Source organism: Rubripirellula obstinata (assembly GCF_001642955.1).
Lineage (GTDB): Bacteria > Planctomycetota > Planctomycetia > Pirellulales > Pirellulaceae > Rubripirellula > Rubripirellula obstinata.
Genome location: NZ_LWSK01000065.1, coordinates 14018 through 33253 on the forward strand (window position 1 = coordinate 14018; position 19236 = coordinate 33253).

The window sequence follows — 19236 nt, forward strand, 5'->3', positions numbered from 1 at the left end:
GCTTTAATCGACAGGCCTTATCGAACAGGAGAAAACGCTGCGAAATACGGCCACGCGTATCGACGCCGGATTTCGCTCCGCTCGATACGTGTTACCAAGCGACGCTCCATTGACGGGTAGATTGCCTGATTATCGCGTTTACCACAGCAGGATTCCCACGTTTCCACCTAAAATCCATGCTGGGCAACACGGTCATTGTTAAATGATGCCTTCAATCTTTGTTAGAATAGAATAGTTAGTCCCAACGCCGTGAAGAGTTTTGGTCCAGTAATAACTCATTGTTTCGTTTAACCGCGTGGGCATCGCCCCGCGCGTTTCGCCCCGCATGGACGCGCGGGGCGATGCCCACGCGGTTAAACAGTTTAAAAACTCTTCACGGCGTTGGGTTATTCCCCTCCCTTCGCATCCATCGAGAGTCCGGATCCAAATGTCAGAACATCGCCAACCAAGTCGCCGTCATTTTCTGAAAAGCGTAGCCGCCACGGGGGCTGTCCTGCCGCTGGGATCTCAGGTGATGGGGTCCGAGAAAGCCGGCCAACCGCTTGCCAATGACCGACTGGTCGTTGCGACGATTGGTCTAAGAAACCAGGGCAAGCTGATCACGAACCAAGCACGCCAGCACGCAGAAATCGCCGCGTTCGCTGATGTCGATTCAAGAGTGCTAGGTGAGAACGTTGAAATAACGGCCGAGCAGCAGGGCAAGAAACCCGACGGTTACAAGGACTACCGAAAGATTCTGGACCGACAAGACATTGATGCCGTCTTGATCGGAGCCCCCGATCACTGGCACACCAAGATCGCTGTCGAAGCGATGTTGTCGGGGAAGGATGTGTACTGCGAAAAACCGCTCACGTTGACGATCGACGAAGGCAAGTTGATTGAAAAGGTTGTCGATCAGACCGGTCGAGTGTTCCAAGTTGGCACGATGCAGCGGTCTGATTGTGATCAACGATTCCTGCAAGCTGTAGCAATGGTCAAGCAGGGCCGAATCGGTAAGGTCAAAAAAATTACTTGCGGGATTGATGGGATGGGTGGATCCCCCGTCATTCCGATCACTGATGTCCCGACCGGACTCGATTGGGATTTCTGGCTTGGACCAGCACCAAAGACCGATTACCGAGCCCTGCCCAAGATGCGAGAAGGTTACGGTGGCGGAGTTCCTCTGTTCAGCAATTGCCACTATGCGTTCCGAAATTGGCACGCCTATGCGGGTGGAAAAATGACCGACTGGGGTGCCCACCATGTGGACATTGCCTGCTGGGCAATCGGGGCGAGCGATCCTAATCAAAGAGATAACGGAAACATCAAAGGCGCGTCAAAGATCACGCCGCTTGATTTCACGCTTCCTGTTGAACACAAGGATGGATTTCCAGTCGTCGAAGATCAATACAACGAAGCCACAAGCTTTACGATCCAAGTCGATATGCCCGATGGGATTGAAATGATCATCACCAGCGGAGGTGATAACGGTATTTTGTTTGAGGGCACGGAGGGTCGATTCTTTGTCAATCGAGGCAAAATTGTTGGCAAGCCGGTGGAGGATTTGGTTGACAATCCTCTTCCCGAAGGCGCGTTGGAAGAGGTCTATGGTGGTGAGCTAACCAGCCACATGGCGAACTTTGTTGGAGCGATCAAATCGCGTAAGCAACCCATCGCCGACGTTTGGTCACACAACCGAATGCTGGAAATTTGCCACCTTTCCAACATCGCAATGCGTTTGGATCGAGAACTGAAATGGGATCCGACCAAACGAGAAGTCATTGGCGACGATCAAGCCAATTCATTCCTGTCGCGTGAATACCGTAAAGGTTTTGAAATCAGCATGTAGCTTGGACGTTTCACTGTTCGATGCATGTTGTGCATGGACGGGATCCAGAGAATACATTTGCGGAATAGGAAGAAATCAGCGAAAATAAACGAACGTCGGTAGTCCAACGTTCGTTTTAGTTGAGGACTTCGATTGCAAACAAATTCTCAGGAGACACGATGAACGGAAATTTCCACAATGTTCGCATGGCGGCAGGCTTAACGCTTGCGTGCATTGTCAGCCCCGCTGTCGCACAGGACACATTCACGATCACTTCTTCGGCCGACAAAGCCGAAGCGATCAGCAAGTGTCCGGTGATGGGGTCACAGATGGACGCCAATGCTCGGAATACGGCCGCCGGTTCGTATAGCAACGGCGATTGGTGGCCGAATCAACTGAACCTGCAAATCTTGCATCAGAATTCGGCCAAGAGTAATCCGATGGGCAAGGATTTTGATTACGCCGCTGAGTTCCTGACATTGGACTTGGACGCGGTAAAGAAAGACATTGCAACGTTGCTGACGACGTCGCAAGATTGGTGGCCCGCGGATTATGGCAATTACGGTCCGCTGTTCATTCGAATGGCTTGGCACAGCGCCGGAACCTATCGCGTTACCGATGGTCGCGGCGGCGCTGGATACGGAACTCAACGATTCGCGCCTTTGAACAGTTGGCCCGACAACGGTAATCTCGATAAGGCTCGCCGATTGCTTTGGCCGATCAAGCAAAAGTACGGCAAAAAGCTTTCATGGGCCGACCTGATGGTGTTGACCGGAAACGTGTCGCTAGAAGTCATGGGCTTTGAAACACTGGGATTCGCCGGAGGCCGCGAAGATGTCTGGGAACCTCAGCTTGACGTGAATTGGGGACCGGAAACAGAGTGGTTGGGCGACGAACGATACAAAGGCGACCGCGAATTAGAAAACCCCTTGGCGGCTGTTCAAATGGGTTTGATCTATGTCAACCCAGAAGGCCCCAACGGCAAGCCGGATCCACTTGCGGCAGCAAAAGACATTCGCGAAACGTTTGCACGAATGGCGATGAACGATGAGGAAACGGTCGCGCTGATCGCCGGCGGCCACACCTTTGGCAAAGCCCACGGTGCAGCCGATCCGAGTAAATTTGTTGGCCCAGAACCCGAAGGCGCAAGCCTGGAAGAGCAGGGCTTTGGATGGAAGAATTCCTACGGAACCGGGAACGCAGGCGACACGATCACCAGTGGTTTGGAAGGCGCTTGGACATCCACACCCACCGAATGGTCCAACGGCTACTTTGACAACCTGTTCGATTACGAATGGGAGTTGACGAAGAGTCCCGCCGGAGCTCACCAGTGGACGCCCAAGGACGCATCGGCTCAGGACACCGTGCCAGACGCGCATGACCTTGAAAAAAACCACGCGCCGATGATGTTTACCACCGACTTGTCGATGAAGATGGATCCTGCTTACAGAAAAATCTCAAAGCGTTTCCACGAAAACCCCGACCAGTTCGCTGAGGCGTTTGCTAAGGCTTGGTACAAACTGACTCACCGCGACATGGGCCCCGTTTCTCGTTGCCTGGGCCCCGAAGTTGCCGAGCCACAACTGTGGCAAGATCCTGTTCCAGCAGTGGATCACGCGTTGATCAACGATCAAGACATCGAACAGCTCAAGAGCAAGTTGCTTGATTCGGAACTTTCGATTTCTCAGTTGGTGACAACCGCTTGGGCCTCGGCATCGACCTTCCGCGGTTCAGACAATCGTGGTGGAGCGAACGGAGCCCGAATCCGCTTGGCTCCTCAAAAAGATTGGGAAGCGAACAACCCGGCTGAACTTGCGAAAGCGTTGAAGGCTCTTGAAGAGATCCAAAAAGACTTCAACAACTCGCAAGCCGGTGGCAAGAAAGTTTCGCTTGCAGACCTGATTGTGCTTGGTGGTTCTGCGGCGATCGAAGAGGCTGCTAAGAAGGCTGGCTACAGCGTCGAAGTGCCGTTTGAACCCGGTCGTACCGATGCGACGGATGAGCAAACCGATGTTGATTCGTTTGCACCCATGGAACCGATGGCAGACGGTTTCCGCAACTACGTTGGCAAAAACGTTGACCGGCCCGCACCCGAGTTGTTGGTCGATCGGGCTCAGTTGTTGGGCCTGACCGCGCCAGAAATGACGGTCTTGGTTGGCGGCATGCGAGTGCTAGGTGCCAACGCCGATGACCTGGAAATGGGAGTGTTTACCGATCAACCGGGATCACTCACCAACGACTTCTTTGTGAACCTGCTGGACATGGATACCCAATGGCAGAAGTCTCGCATGTGCGAACACTTCTACGAGGGCCGCGATAGCAAAACCGATGAAGTCAAATGGCGAGCCACCGCGGTTGACCTCGTCTTCGGATCAAATTCGCAACTGCGTGCGATCGCCGAAGCCTACGCATCCAGCGATGCCAAGGAAACATTCGTCAACGACTTTGTCGCCGCGTGGACCAAGGTCATGAACGCAGATCGCTTTGATCTTGAAGCCGCCAAGCGTGCGGGATCAAACCCAGTTGCCATGACCAGCAATTAGGTCAGCGACTGCTGAAGATTACGAAACTGATGCCGGAAACGCGAAAGCGTTTCCGGCATTTTTTTTGAACGCAATGAATTCCGTCCCGAAATAACTTCCCGGTTTCCCCGTAGCTGGGCCCGCCAGGATTCAGTCCACCAGAGGCTGCACCCAACGCCGTGAAAAATTTTGGTCCCGCAACAACACGAATTAGTTCGTTTAACCGCGTGGGCATCGCCCCGCGCGTTCGGCGCGGCACGACGCGCGGGGCGATGCCCACGCGGTTAAACAATTGAGAAACCTTTTTCGGCGTTGATCTGTATTCGACTGAAGCCTGGCGGCCGCAGCTACGAAACACTTCGCCAAAGACGGAACTTGTTTCAGGACAGTTCTTAAACAACTGACGAAGCTCTAACCGCTTGTTCGCATTCCCGCTGCGATTCCGTTGATGGTCAACCGAGTCAGGTGTCGTAGGTCTGCTGGGACCTCTTCGGGGCTTTCGGCTTCGTGGCAACGTTTCAGCAATTGAACTTGAATCAAGTTCAGCGGATCGATGTATCGATTGCGAACCCGGATCGATTCTTTCAACCAAGGTGTTCCATCGAGCAGGTCGTCCATTCCGGTAAGCGTTAGGACGCCGGTTCGAGTCTTGCTGAATTCGTCCGATACCATCGCAGCAATCGTCGCCAGCGAAGGACTGCCGTCCGCCAACTTGGAATAGTGATCCGAGATTCCAAGATCCGTTTTCGCGAGCGCCAATTCTGCGTTGTCGATGCAAGCTCGGAAGAAAGGCCAATCTTGATACATCTTTTTGAGTTCAGCACACTTGGTTTCGTCTTTTAGCATCGTCCCAAGTGCGGTTCCCAAACCGTACCAAGCCGGAATTAGGCATCGTGATTGAGTCCACGAGAAAACCCATGGAATCGCACGCAGGTCCGACAGGCTTGCGCCACCGCGACGACGGGAAGGCCGCGAACCGATCGGCAATTGTTCAATTTCTGACACGGGCGTGACTAGGCGAAAAAACTGCACAAAGCCATCGTGTTCCACCAATTCGCGATACTTGGTGTGCGACGCATCGGCCATTTGGTCGATGCAATCACACCAGGATTGTGGATCGGGTTCGCTGGGTTTTCCCGAGGCCAACATCGATGACCAGATGACTTGTTCGAGGTGTCGGTGAGCGATTTCGGGATCGTCGTATCGATCCGCAAGCACTTCGCCCTGCTCGGTAATCCGAAAGGCTCCGCGAAACGTTCCCGCCGGCAAGGAAAGAATACTGCGAGCAGCCGGCCCACCACCGCGACCAAGCGATCCGCCGCGACCGTGAAAGAAGGTCAATAAAACGTCATGCTTGGACGCCAATTCGACGAGTTCTTTTTGAGCCTGATGCAATGCCCAGCAAGCCGAAAGATAGCCGCCATCTTTGGTGCTGTCGGAATAGCCCAACATGATCTGCTGTTCATTTTTCTGTGCGGCCAAATGATCACGATAGGGTTTCGCCGCCAGCATGCCTTCCAAAATGCCCGGACCATGATGCAAGTCATCGATCGTTTCAAACAGCGGAACAATGGGAAGATGAAATTGATGCTGAATCGAAGTGCTGCGAGTTTGTTTCCATAGCCACAGAACCGTCATCACGTCACTTGGTGCGGCCGTCATGCTGATCACATGGCCACCGATCGCATCTGAACCAAACGCATCGACGACGCGGTGCATCAGATCGAAAAGCTGCAACGTGTCGTCGGTGATCGGAGCCAGTTCGTCGGCATCCATGTGGATCGTTTTTTCGATCGAATTTAGAATCGTCTGAGTTCGCTGGGGTTCGTCCAACGACGCCGGGTCTTCGCAAATGCTGCTTTTGATCAGCAGTTCATCCAGTACTTCTTTGTAAACGCGAGCATCTTGGCGAATGTCCAACTTTGCCAAGTGAAAGCCAAACGCTTCGATCCGGCGCTGCCAAATCTCAACTTCCTCGGCAATCAGATCTCCGCTAACCCCACCAGCAACCGCCCGTTGCAAAACAGCAACATCGTCCCCAAGTTCATTTGCATCTGCGTAGGCACCCGGCGGTAATTCTTCGTCGTCAAGCGATACCTGACGCGTTTGTTCAAGTCGCCATTTGATGATCGAAAGCCAGCGTCGGCAAAGTTCGGCGGGTGGAAGTGCGTTGAGCTGTTCTTTCAACGGTGGCCAAATTTTGGTTGCCGCATCAATCGCGTCGGACAAGTCTTGCCGCGTATTGCTTCGGCGGTACGACAAGCTGAGTGAATCAAAAAGTTCGTGACAGGCGGCTAGATGAAAGTCCATCGCAGCATCTCGCAGCCACTGGAACGTTTGCTGGGTCACTTCGGCGGTTACGCCCGGGTGTCCGTCGCGGTCGCCGCCGATCCATGAACCAAAGGTCAGGCATGGACGCGTGATTTTCACAGCATCGCCAAAGTTTTCTTCGATGCCTCGGTGCATTTCCTCCATGATCTTTGGAACTTCATTCCAAAGCACAGGCTTGATGGAAAGGCCTCGGTTGACTTCGTTGATCACCGAAGGCTTCCACGGGCGAATGAAGTCGGTTTGCCAAAGTTTGGAAAGCTCGGATCGAAGCTGGCGTTGAACTTTTTCCTTCTGCATTGGCATGATGTCGTCGCTGTAACTTGCCAACAATTCGCGAAGCCGAGTCAGCTTGCGTCGAACACTGCGACGTTTCGCGTCGGTTGGGTGAGCGGTAAAGACCAATTCGATTTGCAGATGATTGAGTACCTGCTGCATTTGATCGGCAGTGATGCCCGATTTTTTTAGTTGCGCGATCGCACCACGAATCGATTCTTGCTTTGGCTGTGGATACGCTTGTTTTGCCCGATCAGACAACACACGAATGCGTTGACGGTCTTCGGTCAAATTCAATAGATCCATAAAAATGCTAAAGGAGCGAATCACGACTCGCAGTTGGTCGTCGGACAGTTCACTGATAAAGTCCACCATCTGCGTTTCCGCGTCGTCGGTTCCGCTCCGGCGATCCCAGGCCAGTTTTCTGACTCGTTCGACGACTTGAAACGTTTCTTCGCCGGCAAGTTCACGAACGGTTTCACCGAGCATCGATCCAATAAATGCGATCTCGCCTCGAAGTGAGCTTTCTTCTTTTCCTTGCTCCAGTGCGGTCTGGGCATCTTTGGAAGTTGATTGTGATGGCATGCTGACGTTGTTTTTTTTGCTGGGAAACGGAAAACTTGGCCCTAGTCTAATTTTGCTGAGGCAATCATGGGACCGGACGACTGAATTATGCAGTGAGGGCGAACAAAGCCACCGTGGTCGCGTTACAATGTCGATCCAAGCAACTCTGCGATGCTTACGTACCCGCTTCCTATCTCCTTAGTTTTTGACCAAGACTCGCCGATGCCAACTCGTACTGCTGTTTACACCGGATCCTTCGACCCCGTTACGCTGGGGCACTTGCACATCATTGAACGATCGGCCCCTCTGTTTGACCGGTTGGTGATTGGCATTGGAATCAATAGCGAAAAGAAATCGCTTTTCGATCCGCACCAACGCGTCGATCTGATGCGGCAAGTCACCGGCAAGCTTGGAAACGTTCACATCGAAACGTTCGAAGGCCTGGCGGTTGATTTTGTTCGCAGCGTCGATGCACACGTGATGATTCGCGGAATTCGTCCGCTGACGGATATCGCTGGCGAATTCACCATGATGATGGCCAACCATCAATTGGATCCGGGCATCGAAACGTTGTTCTTGATGGCGGCCGATCGCTTTGCCCACGTCAGCAGTTCGTTGCTGAAACAAATTGCGGCGCTTAGCGACGATGACGAACAGCTTGCCAAGTTTGTGCCTCGGGAAATCATCGCACCTCTGCGTCAGCGGATGCAGCGTTAAGACAGACCGGCGTTCAAGCCATTAGAATTTCGGTGATCGGTTTTCCTTCGCTGCGTTTCATGGGACGCCCAATCGGAGTTTCAATTTCGTTGCTTGGTTCGATGCCGATCGCGGTCAAAATCGTCGCGTGGATGTCTTCGATTGTCACAGGATTTTCGATGTCGGCCAATGGTTGGTTTGGATCCAGTTTGGGATTGGGCGAGGTCGAACCGTAGACGACACCGCGCCGCATCCCGAGTCCTGCCAACAGGATCGAAAATCCGTGCGGCCAATGATCTCGTCCTTCGGCCGCGTTCATTTTTGGCGTACGCCCGAATTCGCCACCGCAAACCACCAGCGTTGATTCAAGCAGATCGCGATCTTTCAATCGAGTCAGCAATGACGCGAGCGCCGGATCAAGCGTGCCCGCGGCGCTGCGATGCAAAGAGTGATTAGCGACGTGGGAATCCCAACCGGATAGCGTGACTTCGACGCATCGACTTCCCACTTCGATCAAACGCGATGCCGCCAAACATCCACGGCCAAACGGAGTGTCACCGAAGGCATCGCGAGTCATCTTGCTTTCGCTTGAAACGTCAAAGGCATCAAGTTGCTCGCTGGACATCATCTTGAGTGCCGAATCAGTCGCCGATTGATGCAACGTCCGCATGGACTCCATTTTTGCCAGACGCCCACGACGAAATTCTTTCTCGACAACATCTGATAGATCGCTGATACGTCTTGCAAAACGATTGTCATCGGTGCGAGCAGTGATGTCAGGAACCGTGCTTGCTGGATCGCCGATCTTGAATGCGTCGTACGCAGCACCGAGGTAACCTCCGCGTGCTGGTGACGATTCTGGCAAGATCGAAATATGCCGCGGGATATCGGAACCACGTTGGTCCGCATGACACAATATCGATCCAACCGACGGATGACGCAGCGTCGGATCGGGGCGGAAGCCTGTCTTGGCGTTGTAGACCGCTCGAGCGTGGTCGCCTTCTTTGCCCGTCACGCTGCGAACGAGGGAACACAGATGCATTTGCTCGGCGATTTGAGGCAACAAATCTGAAATCTGCAAACCAGCGACCGAGGTTTGAATTGCATTGGTTTCGCCACCGATGCGGGTGCCCGCGTGCGGATCAAAGGTTTCCAACTGACTGGCCCCGCCTTCTAGCCACAACAGAATCACATTTTTGGGGCGAGCCGGATCCGTCAAACCTGTTTCATCAGCCATTGCCAATGAACGAGCGATCGAAGACATCATCAACCCGCCCGCAGTTCGCCCCGTCATCGCGCAGCCAGTGAGAGTCCGGCCCAACAAAGTTCGGCGACCGAAGTGGGCCTGGGGATCGCATAGCGAAGAGTGTTCTTGATCAGTCATGGTCTTGGTTCGTTCGATAGGATCGGGCGTTAATGGTTCCACGCAAATTCACTGCTATTGACCAGAACCCACGCGAGGTCTTCGATTGCCTGGCGATGTTTTTTTTCAGATAACAGTTGGCTTTCAAAATGGTCGAGTTCCACTTTCGTGGGATGCCGGTTCAGGACGCTCAGGTAGATAGAATCGATCGCTTGCGTTTCATCGGTTGCAAACATCGCGACATGCGAGCTTGCATTAAGGACGGGATTGTCGCCGATTAAATCTGCAACCATGCCCCCGTTCATCATCAGCAACCGTTGGGTAATCGTGATTGCGTCAGCGGTGAATTCGTCTTCGCCAACATCGCCGTAGCGTTGAACAAATTTATCTCCGTCAAAGATCGCTTGAAGCTGCAAGAACAAAGAAGATTGGCGATCGATACGTTTGATTCGAGCCGATTGAATCAACACCCCTGCGACTTGCTCGGGACGCAATCGAACCAACGGAAAAACCGCAAAGTTTTCTTCGTGTTCCGTTGTGACTTCAAAGTCGGCACGACTGGCGACTCGAAACGCATCGCTGCAAGCGATCAAGCCGATCAATCGCCGTAAGTCGAATCCGTGATGCACAAAGTCCTCGGCGAGCACATCCAGGAATTTTGGATGCGTTTGGTCCATCGGCAAGTCATCAACGCTGTCACCGATCGGCTTTCCAAACATCAATGCCCAAACGTGGCTGACCGCGGCCATCGCAGCTTGGTGGTTTTCGGGATGGGTGATCCAATTCGCTAATTGCCGCCTGGCATTGTTTTCATTTCCGAGCAAGTGTTTCTGTTAGGGAACAGTCGCGGGAACGGAAACGGTTGAATCGGTATCCAAATACTGAAATTCATAATTGACATCTCGGTTGCGAACACCTTGCAGACCGCGATTTTTTGCAGCAGTGAAAAACGCTGCCAGTTGATGGAAATCAGCCTGTTCGCCCGAACGAGAATGATCTTCTTCATCGACAAACGAAACGTTTCCCAAAAAATCATCGTGGCATTGCAGGCAATCAATTCGCAGTCCCAGGAAAACTCGCGACGTACGAGCCGCCAGCCGAACCGGGTCAGGCTGATCGTTGTTGCTGCCGAAGGTCGCTGTCAAGAAATTGACTTCTGGCTTGTCGGTCCACAAGCCTTCCGCAGTGATCAGCGATCGGACCAATCGATCGTAACTCCAATTTTGAGCGATCACTTCGGTCAACCACTCTCGGAATCGCCGCCGACGAAACTTCAAAAACGGACCTTCATCGGCCCCCACAAATTGACGCTCCAGCCGTTGGGCCCAGTAATGATGGAACCGATGGTCATTGAACAAGTTTTGTAGGTGAACATGTTCACGATCGGATTCCGACACTGATTCCAGTTCGCGAATCTCCTCGAGCGAAAGCCCACATCCGACCAGAGCCAACGACATTCGTCTGCAAACGGTCATCCAATCCGCTGTCGGCGCTGTTTCGATTCCGAGTGCATCGAGTTCGCTTTGACGAAGCTGGTTTAATTGGTTCAGGGTGTCGGTAAAGCCAGGGATTTGGGCCAGCCGAGTTGATCTAGCGACTAGATTCGACTTTGCCGTTCCCGAATCGTCTGGATCGGAAATACCGGAAACCAGGTACGCAAAAGACACCAAAACCAACAGTGCAAACCATCCCCAACGCAGAATCGCAAGAACGGTTGTTTGAAGAGTCTGCATGGGACAGAGATTTGGAAGATGGAACGATGCCCTTGCAAGTTGATTCGTTGCGTCAGTGAAAGTCTTGGTAACAAAAAATGGAAGAACGCGACATTTCTCGGTGAATGATGCACTGACGTACTGAAGAGAGGTTTGAATGATAAAGAGTTTGTCTTAAAACATAGCTGATCCCGCCAGGGTTCAGTCCACGATCGGATCGAGCTTGACTGAACCCTGGCGGGATCAGCTACGGGCAGGTCCGACTTGCCGGAATTTGGGCCGGTCCCAATCAGCAATCAAACCCCCTCAACTTCGACGCTTTGACCGCCTTGCTGCAACGACCGATCGATCGCGTCTAACAAAGCCTGCGTTTGCAAAGCTTGCTGATGCAGCGGAGTCAGGTCTTCATCGCCAATCAAACGCTCGATCATGTTGCGTTCCTGGTTGCCTTCGAAGGTATGAGATTCTACTGATCCAGTCGAATCGTGGATCCAGCAACGGGTGGGGCGTTCGGTCCAGGGGCGAGTGAAGTCGTCACAGATGAGCGATGATTTGCTGCCGGCAATTTCAAACCATTTTCGTGTCGCGGTGTCGTAACCGCAGGAAAGTGTGGCGGAAATATCGTCGCTTAGCTTAATCAAAGCGGTGACGCGAATCGGCACATCGCCACGCATCACGGCGGTTGCTTGGACTGAAATTGGCAAGTCGTCGATACTTGCAAAGACAATCAGTCCGCCCGCGTACCAAGCCAAATCCAGCAAGCAGCCTCCACCGAGCGACCGATCAAGTCGATGGTCGCCCGATTGAAACGGTTCGTAAAAGGAAACCGAAGCACTGATGTGACCAATTTTCCCAAATTTTTGCTCGAGCAACCAAACTTCAAAAGCACGGCTGCGTTCGTGGTGCAGCCAACCGGTCGCGTCTAGCCAGCGAACTTGATGAGTGCGACAGGCCGTGTCAATCTGCTTGGCCTGTTCCAGATTCATCGCGAGCGGTTTTTCGCACAGAACATGTCTGCCTGATTCGGCTGCCGCGATCGACCATTCCGCATGCATCGACGGGGGCAGCGACACGTAGACTGCATCGACATCGTCGCGGGCGAGCAGTTGGTCGTAGCCGTTGACCGCGTTTTCGATTCCGTATTGGTCCGCGTACCAACGTGCCCGTTCGGCGTCACGGCTGGCGATCGCGGTGACTGCGACGTGATCCGTGGATTGTAGGTCGGCGACCAACCGGCGAGTAATACGACCGGTGCCGATGATTCCGAATCGAGTGGTCGTTTTTGTCATGATAGATTTCCCTGGCGTTGCCGCATTGCCGTAGTTGCACGAAAGGTACCCGAGCCCTGATAATGGCGTGCAGGGGACAAGTTCGCTACCGCTGTTTTGTGAGCACAGTTATGTGAGCACAGTTTTGTGAGCATGGCCCGCCAGCTAATTCCGCCTGCTTACTCCGCTCGCCAATTCTTTCCGGTTCACTCCGCTCGAACGTATGCCAAGCCATTCGCCACTCGATACGACGATCGCAGTGGTGACGCCTGAAAATATCGCTTTCGATTATCAGTTAGCAGGACCGTTTCGGCGGATGCCGGCTTATCTGATCGATTTGCTGGTTCGCTGGGCCGCGATCGTGATCTTAGTCGTTTTGGCGTTCTTCATCGGTCTGTTGATTAACATTCAAACGCTAGGGCCGTTTGTGATCGCTGGAATGTTTTTGACGTACTTCGTCATTAGCTGGTTTTACGGCACGGTGATGGAAACTTTTTTCAACGGCCGGACGATTGGAAAATGGGCGTGCGGCATCCGAGTCATTGATGTCGATGGTCGTCCAATCAACGGCCGGCGAGCGTTCGTGCGAAACCTGTTGCGGATCGTTGATCTTTTTCCGATGGCCGCACCGGGGATTTTTGTCGATTCTGATATCCCACCGGTTTTTATTATTCCCACGGGGCTGGTCGGATTGATTGCGATGATGTCGACCAAGCGCTTGCAACGACTTGGCGATTTGGCAGCCGGTACGATGGTGATCATTGACCAACGGAGTTGGCGGTTGCCAGTGGCGAAGGTCGATGACGCCCGAGTCCCAGCATTGGCATCGTTCATCCCAGCGGATTACCGAATTTCGCGAAGCATGGCACGAACGCTGGCCGTTTACGCTGAACGACGTCATTACCTAACGCCCGCGAGACGTCGCGAAGTGGCCAGACATTTGATCATCCCGCTGATCGACCGTTTTGAATTTCGCAGCGACATTGATCCAGACTTGCTGATGTATGCACTCTATTACAAAACGTTCCTTGCCGAATCGTCCGCCGAGTTACCCGATCTTGGATCGTTGGCGGGATACAGTCCGCTGCGTTCTAGCGTTGCTGAAGTCATGGTTGACGAAGCAACCGACGCTGAAATTCCGATCGCAGGAGTCGTCGAGTGAACGTTGCTGCACTGCTTGAAAATCGCCGCGACCAATGGGCCGAGTTAGAATTGTTTTGCGATGCTTTGGAAAAGCGGGGCAAGGTTTCTGCGTCGATGGCGGCCAACTATCAAGGATCGCAGGGGATCGCAAGGTTTTCGGCTTTGTATCGCAGTGCCTGCGCCGACCTGGCTCTGGCGGATGCCTACCAATTACCGCCGGCAACGGTGACTTATTTGCACCGATTGATTGCTCGTTCGCACAACCAATTGTATCGAGCCAATCGATTTGAACCGGCGCGGTGGGTGGACATGATGTTCTACGATGCGCCGCAACAGATTTTTGCGGACCCCTGCGTCAAGATTGCGTCGATCGTTTTCTTTGGACTCTTTGCGTTGGCGATGTACATGGGACGCAACGATGTTTTGTTTCCTGGTTTTGTGGAAGCGATCATTGGTTCAGCCGGAATCGAACAGATGGAGGAATCGTTTGAGCAACCGCTAAGTGGTTCGCTGAATCACTACGTGCCGATGGCTGGTTTTTACATCATGCACAACACGGGCATTGGGCTGCGTTGTTTTGTTTTTGGACTTTTGATTTTGCCTTGCCTGTACGTGCTGTCGTTTAATGCGATCTATTTGGGCGCAGCGTTTGGCTACATGGCTCGACCTGATGCCGTTGGCGGTGACAACTTCTTTCATTTTGTGACGGCACACGGGCCATTTGAATTGACCGCGATCGCGCTTGCCGGTGGCGCGGGACTTCGGTTGGGCGTTGGATTCTTTCGTACCTGCGGACTGATGCGAATGGAATCGCTGCGCGAGAGTGCGATGCGGGCGGTTCCGATCATGGCGGCGTCGGCGGCATTGTTCTGCATGGCAGCCTTCACCGAAGGGTTTCTTTCGCCAAGTCCGGCACCTTACATCGTCAAAGCGGCTTGGGCAGTTTTGTCGTCGGGGCTGATCAGTTTCTACTTTGTCGTGCTCGGGTTTCCACGCGACGCGTTCACTCGAACACCAACTGCAAACGACGGCCAGCCAAGTCCGTTTGGTTTTGAGGATCCGCCGGAGTTGACGGGCAGCGGAGGTCCAAACGATGCAGCTTGATCAAACTCACGTGAAGGTTCGATTGCGGACGATGGCCGAGATTGGTGATCTTGCGCTGATCATGGTTCGTCGTTACCCCGCTGCGATTTTGGTTGGCTTTGCCACGGGCGCTGTGTTCTGGGCACTATTGGATTTGTTGGTGTTGGCGTGGATTCCAATAACGGAGTCTTCCTATGGGCTTGATGACGAAGAAGCCGTTTGGGAGATCATTCGTTACCTTGCTTGGATGGGATTGCTGGTCATGTTGCAGGCACCCGTGGCCGGTGTGCTTTCGACTCTTTATTTGGGGTTGGCGGTGTTTGAACAGCGACCAACTTGGGCGAGCGTTCGCACCGAAGCCAAGCGTGGATTTAAGCGATGGTTTTGGAAATTGGGAATCGTCCGGTTCGCTTTACCGCCTGTCATTTTTCTGGCGTGCCGTTGGGGGCAGCCTGCAAGCGGATTTTGGGATGCGTTCGTTCCGCTAGTGATTTTGCTTTGGGTTTCGTTGGTGCGAGCGTCTAGCCCGTTCATGCCCGAGATTCTGTTGTTGGAACAGTGTCCGATTCGGTCAAAGTCCCCAGACGTGATCACGGCGTCACGCCGATCAAAATCGTTGCACGGTCCGATGGCGGGCGACTTATCAGGACGGTTCATTTCGGTCTCCTGCGTGTTGGTGATCTTGTTGTTTTCGATTGGATATTCGCTGCTTTGGGCGCGTGGTATTTCATTTGGACGCTGGGATGTGATGAATCTGTTTGTGTTGTTGGTGATTTATCCGTTTTCACTTTGGTGCGTTGCGGGGATCAGTGTGATGGTTCGGATCTTGAACTACTTGGATTGCCGAATCCGACTGGAGGGCTGGGAGGTCGAGCTTGCTGTTCGCGCCGAAGCGATGCGTCAATTTGGTGAAGAGCCGCTGGCCGTGGCGACGGAGGCAGCATCATGATTGCGTTTGCATCTCGCGTCGTTGCAGCGGTTCTGTGCATTGCGTTTTTTTCGGTTTCGCTTTTTGCCTCGTTAGGCCGAGCTGACGACGCTTCACTGGCTGAAAATGTGGTCGTGGAGGACTCGATTTGGTACGACGCAGACGAAGGCAAGATTAAGCCGATCGTTTTGCAGCCTAGCGTTGATGATTCGTTGAATCGCGATAGCCGCTGGTTGCCTAAGCCAGAGAAAGTTCGTAAGCCAGACAGTTCGGCACCCACTGGCGGCGGTGGTGGCGCGGGCGGTGCCGGCGGGCTGTTTGGATCGGGGCTGACGCTTGGGAATCTGTTGGGTTGGCTTTTTTTGGTCGTTCTGTTGGTCTTGGGCGTGGGGACAATCATGTGGGCACTGAGCAAGGCCGAGATTGAAATGACGGGAGGATCTAAACGATCCGGAAATTTGGTAACCCAGACCTTGGACGAACAAACGGTCGAGCGGATGAAGCATTTGCCTGCTGAACTGCGACAAACCGGAGTAAACCTACGAAGTGAAGCGGAGCGTTTGATGAAGGCCGGGCTTTTTGACCAAGCCATTATCTTGCTGTTTGGTCATCAGCTTTTGTTGCTGGATCGAAAGGCGCACTTGCGGTTGAATCGCGGGAAAACCAATCGTGGCTACTTGCGAGAATGTCGATCAGCGAGCCCACCATGCTGTGAACATCTTGCGAAAACGGTGCAGGCGTTCGAGCGTTCTTACTTTGGCCGACATGAAATTACGGCGGAAGAGTTCAATCGTTTGTGGGAAAATAACGAGCAATTGGAAAATGCCATCGATACAAAACCAGAGGTGGCAGCGTGAGAAAGGTGTGTGTAGTCGTGCTCGCGTTGTCGCTGACTTGGGTTGCCGGATGCAGTCGGTTTACGCGTGAGTATGGAAACAGCAAAGGAATTTCGGGGCGTCAGAGCTTGAATGGCTTTGGTGGTCTACGGCGTGCTTTCAAGTCGGCTGGTTTTGAAACTCGCGATGTCACGCGGCTGACCGATCGTGTTGGTCGAAGCGACGTGATTGTTTGGACGCCGCAGGAGTATGGCCCCATTCCTGCCGATGTGACTCGCTGGTTTGAAAGTTGGCTGCAAAAAGGAAACCGAACGCTGGTTTATGTGATTCCTGATAGCGGAAGCGAAGTTGATTATTGGCGTGAAGCGTCACGGTTGGCTCCGGCTGGCCAACGACTGGAATATCGCAAGCGTGCCGCACGGGCAACCAATCAGCGATCGGCATGGCGTTTGAATCGTCGATCGATTCCGAGCAATGGATGGTTTGTTGTTTCGCCCTCGATCAGCCAAGTTGTGTCAGCCAGCGACGGTGGTAGCATCGATACTGAATTGAAGTTGACGGCCTATCAAAAACCGAAAGCAAGTGCCAATCCGACTGGTGTGAAGGCCAACGCGGTGCCCGGATTTGGTGCAGCGGGAGCGACTGGCCCCAATTCAGTCGGCATGATGCCAGCGACCACCAATGCATCCGATACCGACGTTGATTTTGATGCCGAGCTCAACAATGCCAAGGGCGAAACGATTGTTGCAACGATTCAAAGCGATCGGTGGGATCAATCGCAAGTCGTGGTGGTTGCCGGTGGATCGTTGCTGACGAATTTTGCGATGACCCGTTTGGCTGGCCGTGAACTAGCGGACCAAATTATCGCGGGTTCCAACGCGATCGCCGTCGAAGAAGCCAATGACAGTGTTTCGGAATTGCCGAAAGCTGGATTCTTGACCACGAATTGGAGCGGCGTCTCGGTCAGCCAGCGCGAACCGGGCGCACCCGTCGCTTCGGGAATGGAGTTACTGACCGTGTGGCCGATCAGCTTGGTGACCATCCACGGCGTCTTGCTTTGCTTAGTCGTTTGCCTAACGCTGTTACCAATCTTTGGCCGCCCCCGAAAACTGCGAAGAGTTGATCACAGCGACTTTGGCGACCACCTGGATGCGGTCGCGGCTCTGATGAACAAAGTGGGTGGCGAAGCATTCGCCAGGCAGCGAATTAGCGAGTACTTCAAACGCGTTCGCGGCGAAAGTTCAGGCCCCTGGGTGCAGCCTGATACCAACGAGCACGAAACCCATACGATTCACCCGCCCACCCATCGACCTGTCGATTAAAGTGAGCCGCGACGCGTAAGCGGCCGGGCCTACCGCACCTACCGCACCAGCGTCTTACCTTACACATTCAAATATCGATTAAAAAGATACTTCGTCCAAACTGAACTCTTAGCGAACGAGAATTTAATCCGTTGAGTAATCTACCACCTGATTCGACACCACCTATTGATTCAGCCACAACTGAATCTTCAAGCAAGTTTGAACCTGTTCGGAAGTTATATGACGCGATCACGTCTGAAATCGGCAAGCTCTTTGTCGGCCAAGACGAATTGGTGCTCGGTTCGCTGACCGCACTTTTCGCGGGTGGACATGTGTTGATTGAGTCTGTTCCTGGGCTTGGGAAGACGTTGTTCGTTCGAACGCTGGGCCGCGTGTTGGGATGCGAGAATGGTCGTATTCAATTTACTGCCGACTTGATGCCATCAGACATTACTGGTGCACCGGTGTTTGACATGCAGAAAAGTGAGTTTCAATTTCGGCCCGGGCCGGTGTTCACTCAGTTTCTGCTCGCCGACGAAATCAACCGCTCGCCCGCAAAGACGCATGCGGCGCTGCTGGAGATCATGCAGGAATACCGAGTCACGGTGGATGGAACCAGCCACAAGGTTCCCAAGCCGTTCTTGGTGATGGCGACGCAGAATCCGTTGGAAAGCGAAGGCACCTACAATTTGCCGGAAGCACAACTGGATCGGTTCATGTTCAAGTTGCGGGTCGACTATCCGACGGCCGACCAGGAAGCTGAAATCCTGAAGATGCACAGTCGCCAAGTTGATTTGAACAAACGGTTGTCCGAAGAGGTCCAGACGGTTACCGGACCAGGGCAAGTCGAAGAGGTGATCAAGCTGTGTGGTGAGGTCCGAATCGAAGATAGCTTGGTGGATTACATCAACAAAATTGTTCGTGCGACGCGCAGTTGGCCAGCGTTTCATTTGGGGGCATCGCCGCGAGCAGGCCTGGCGTTGATGCAAGCATCCCGAACACTGGCAGCTTTCAACGGCCGTGATTTTGCGGTGCCAGATGACGTGGTCGAAATCGCAATCCCAGCTCTGCGTCACCGAGTTCAGATGACCGCTGAGGCAGAGATCGAAGGCCGTTCCGTCGATGAGGAGTTGCTGTCGCTTGTCCGAGGAATTGAAGTGCCCCGGCAGTGAGCCTTTTTTGATCGTTGTGCGATCGGAATGTTCCCGAGTAGCCCCGGAGGGACGGAAGCCCTCTGCCGGTGGCGCAGCCCTCGTTGTTATACACAAATCTTATGTCACCGACGGCTGGGATTTTGGGCCGAAACTAATCCAGCACGCACTGATATCATGTAGGCGTTCCATTCCTCGCATGGTTGTGTCGGGACCTGGTTCATCATCACGAGCTCGATCGATGTAGCCACCAAGCCG

At 53.4% G+C, this 19236-nt stretch carries 14 protein-coding genes; 9 read left to right on the forward strand and 5 right to left on the reverse strand.

Going from position 1 to position 19236, the window contains the following annotated elements:
* Positions 1–427 precede the first annotated feature (427 nt).
* On the forward strand, positions 428–1828 hold the full coding sequence (locus tag RC85_RS15980) for a Gfo/Idh/MocA family protein (protein ID WP_068264618.1): 1401 nt from the start codon (positions 428–430) through the stop codon (positions 1826–1828).
* Between the two features lie 158 nt (positions 1829–1986).
* Positions 1987–4350: a catalase/peroxidase HPI gene (katG, locus tag RC85_RS15985; RefSeq protein WP_068264619.1), complete on the forward strand. Its 2364-nt coding sequence runs from the start codon at positions 1987–1989 to the stop codon at positions 4348–4350.
* A gap of 390 nt (positions 4351–4740) precedes the next feature.
* Here the strand turns inward: katG and ppc are convergent, their stop codons facing one another.
* Positions 4741–7518, reverse strand: coding sequence for a phosphoenolpyruvate carboxylase (gene ppc / locus RC85_RS15995; RefSeq protein ID WP_084422736.1), 2778 nt, complete (start codon positions 7516–7518; stop codon positions 4741–4743).
* A gap of 201 nt (positions 7519–7719) precedes the next feature.
* Here ppc and coaD point away from each other — a divergent pair, with 201 nt between their 5' ends.
* Positions 7720–8214 carry a pantetheine-phosphate adenylyltransferase gene (gene coaD, locus RC85_RS16000; protein ID WP_068264653.1) on the forward strand — a complete coding sequence of 165 codons (495 nt, stop codon included), beginning with the start codon at positions 7720–7722 and terminating at the stop codon, positions 8212–8214.
* A 13-nt stretch (positions 8215–8227) separates the two neighbouring features.
* Here the strand turns inward: coaD and RC85_RS16005 are convergent, their stop codons facing one another.
* The 4 genes from RC85_RS16005 to RC85_RS16020 form a co-directional block, all read right to left on the reverse strand.
* The gene (locus RC85_RS16005; protein ID WP_068264656.1) at positions 8228–9577 is read right to left on the reverse strand and encodes a DUF1501 domain-containing protein; all 1350 of its coding nucleotides are present in this window, start codon (positions 9575–9577) and stop codon (positions 8228–8230) included.
* Between the two features lie 29 nt (positions 9578–9606).
* Entirely contained in the window at positions 9607–10380 is a 774-nt protein-coding gene (locus tag RC85_RS16010) for a DUF1553 domain-containing protein (protein ID WP_068264622.1), read from the reverse strand.
* A gap of 9 nt (positions 10381–10389) precedes the next feature.
* Positions 10390–11289 (reverse strand): DUF1549 domain-containing protein, encoded by a 900-nt coding sequence (locus tag RC85_RS16015; RefSeq protein ID WP_068264624.1) that lies wholly within the window; start codon positions 11287–11289, stop codon positions 10390–10392.
* Between the two features lie 275 nt (positions 11290–11564).
* Positions 11565–12557, reverse strand: coding sequence for a Gfo/Idh/MocA family protein (locus tag RC85_RS16020; protein ID WP_068264626.1), 993 nt, complete (start codon positions 12555–12557; stop codon positions 11565–11567).
* Positions 12558–12759: 202 nt separating this feature from the next.
* On the opposite strand from RC85_RS16020, the gene RC85_RS16025 reads away from it, so the two are divergent.
* The 6 genes from RC85_RS16025 to RC85_RS16050 all read left to right on the forward strand — a co-directional run bounded on the left by RC85_RS16025 (position 12760) and on the right by RC85_RS16050 (position 18999).
* Positions 12760–13698 carry an RDD family protein gene (locus tag RC85_RS16025; RefSeq protein WP_068264628.1) on the forward strand — a complete coding sequence of 313 codons (939 nt, stop codon included), beginning with the start codon at positions 12760–12762 and terminating at the stop codon, positions 13696–13698.
* Complete coding sequence (locus tag RC85_RS16030) at positions 13695–14783, forward strand: stage II sporulation protein M (RefSeq protein WP_068264630.1); 1089 nt, start codon at positions 13695–13697, stop codon at positions 14781–14783. The genes RC85_RS16025 and RC85_RS16030 overlap by 4 nt, the downstream gene beginning before the upstream one ends.
* Positions 14773–15711, forward strand: coding sequence for a hypothetical protein (locus RC85_RS16035; protein ID WP_068264632.1), 939 nt, complete (start codon positions 14773–14775; stop codon positions 15709–15711). Before RC85_RS16030 ends, RC85_RS16035 begins: the two co-directional genes overlap by 11 nt.
* On the forward strand, positions 15708–16547 hold the full coding sequence (locus RC85_RS16040) for a DUF4129 domain-containing protein (protein ID WP_068264634.1): 840 nt from the start codon (positions 15708–15710) through the stop codon (positions 16545–16547). The genes RC85_RS16035 and RC85_RS16040 overlap by 4 nt, the downstream gene beginning before the upstream one ends.
* The gene (locus RC85_RS16045) at positions 16544–17848 is read left to right on the forward strand and encodes a hypothetical protein (protein ID WP_149752651.1); all 1305 of its coding nucleotides are present in this window, start codon (positions 16544–16546) and stop codon (positions 17846–17848) included. The genes RC85_RS16040 and RC85_RS16045 overlap by 4 nt, the downstream gene beginning before the upstream one ends.
* A 131-nt stretch (positions 17849–17979) precedes the next feature.
* Complete coding sequence (locus RC85_RS16050; RefSeq protein ID WP_068264638.1) at positions 17980–18999, forward strand: AAA family ATPase; 1020 nt, start codon at positions 17980–17982, stop codon at positions 18997–18999.
* Positions 19000–19236: the final 237 nt, after the last annotated feature.

Coding starts and splice junctions, on each gene's coding strand:
- RC85_RS15980 (WP_068264618.1), top strand. CDS start 428: ATGTCAGAACATCGCCAACCAAGTCGCCGTCATTTTCTGAAAAGCGTA.
- katG (WP_068264619.1), top strand. CDS start 1,987: ATGAACGGAAATTTCCACAATGTTCGCATGGCGGCAGGCTTAACGCTT.
- ppc (WP_084422736.1), bottom strand. CDS start 7,518: ATGCCATCACAATCAACTTCCAAAGATGCCCAGACCGCACTGGAGCAA.
- coaD (WP_068264653.1), top strand. CDS start 7,720: ATGCCAACTCGTACTGCTGTTTACACCGGATCCTTCGACCCCGTTACG.
- RC85_RS16005 (WP_068264656.1), bottom strand. CDS start 9,577: ATGACTGATCAAGAACACTCTTCGCTATGCGATCCCCAGGCCCACTTC.
- RC85_RS16015 (WP_068264624.1), bottom strand. CDS start 11,289: ATGCAGACTCTTCAAACAACCGTTCTTGCGATTCTGCGTTGGGGATGG.
- RC85_RS16020 (WP_068264626.1), bottom strand. CDS start 12,557: ATGACAAAAACGACCACTCGATTCGGAATCATCGGCACCGGTCGTATT.
- RC85_RS16025 (WP_068264628.1), top strand. CDS start 12,760: ATGCCAAGCCATTCGCCACTCGATACGACGATCGCAGTGGTGACGCCT.
- RC85_RS16035 (WP_068264632.1), top strand. CDS start 14,773: ATGCAGCTTGATCAAACTCACGTGAAGGTTCGATTGCGGACGATGGCC.
- RC85_RS16040 (WP_068264634.1), top strand. CDS start 15,708: ATGATTGCGTTTGCATCTCGCGTCGTTGCAGCGGTTCTGTGCATTGCG.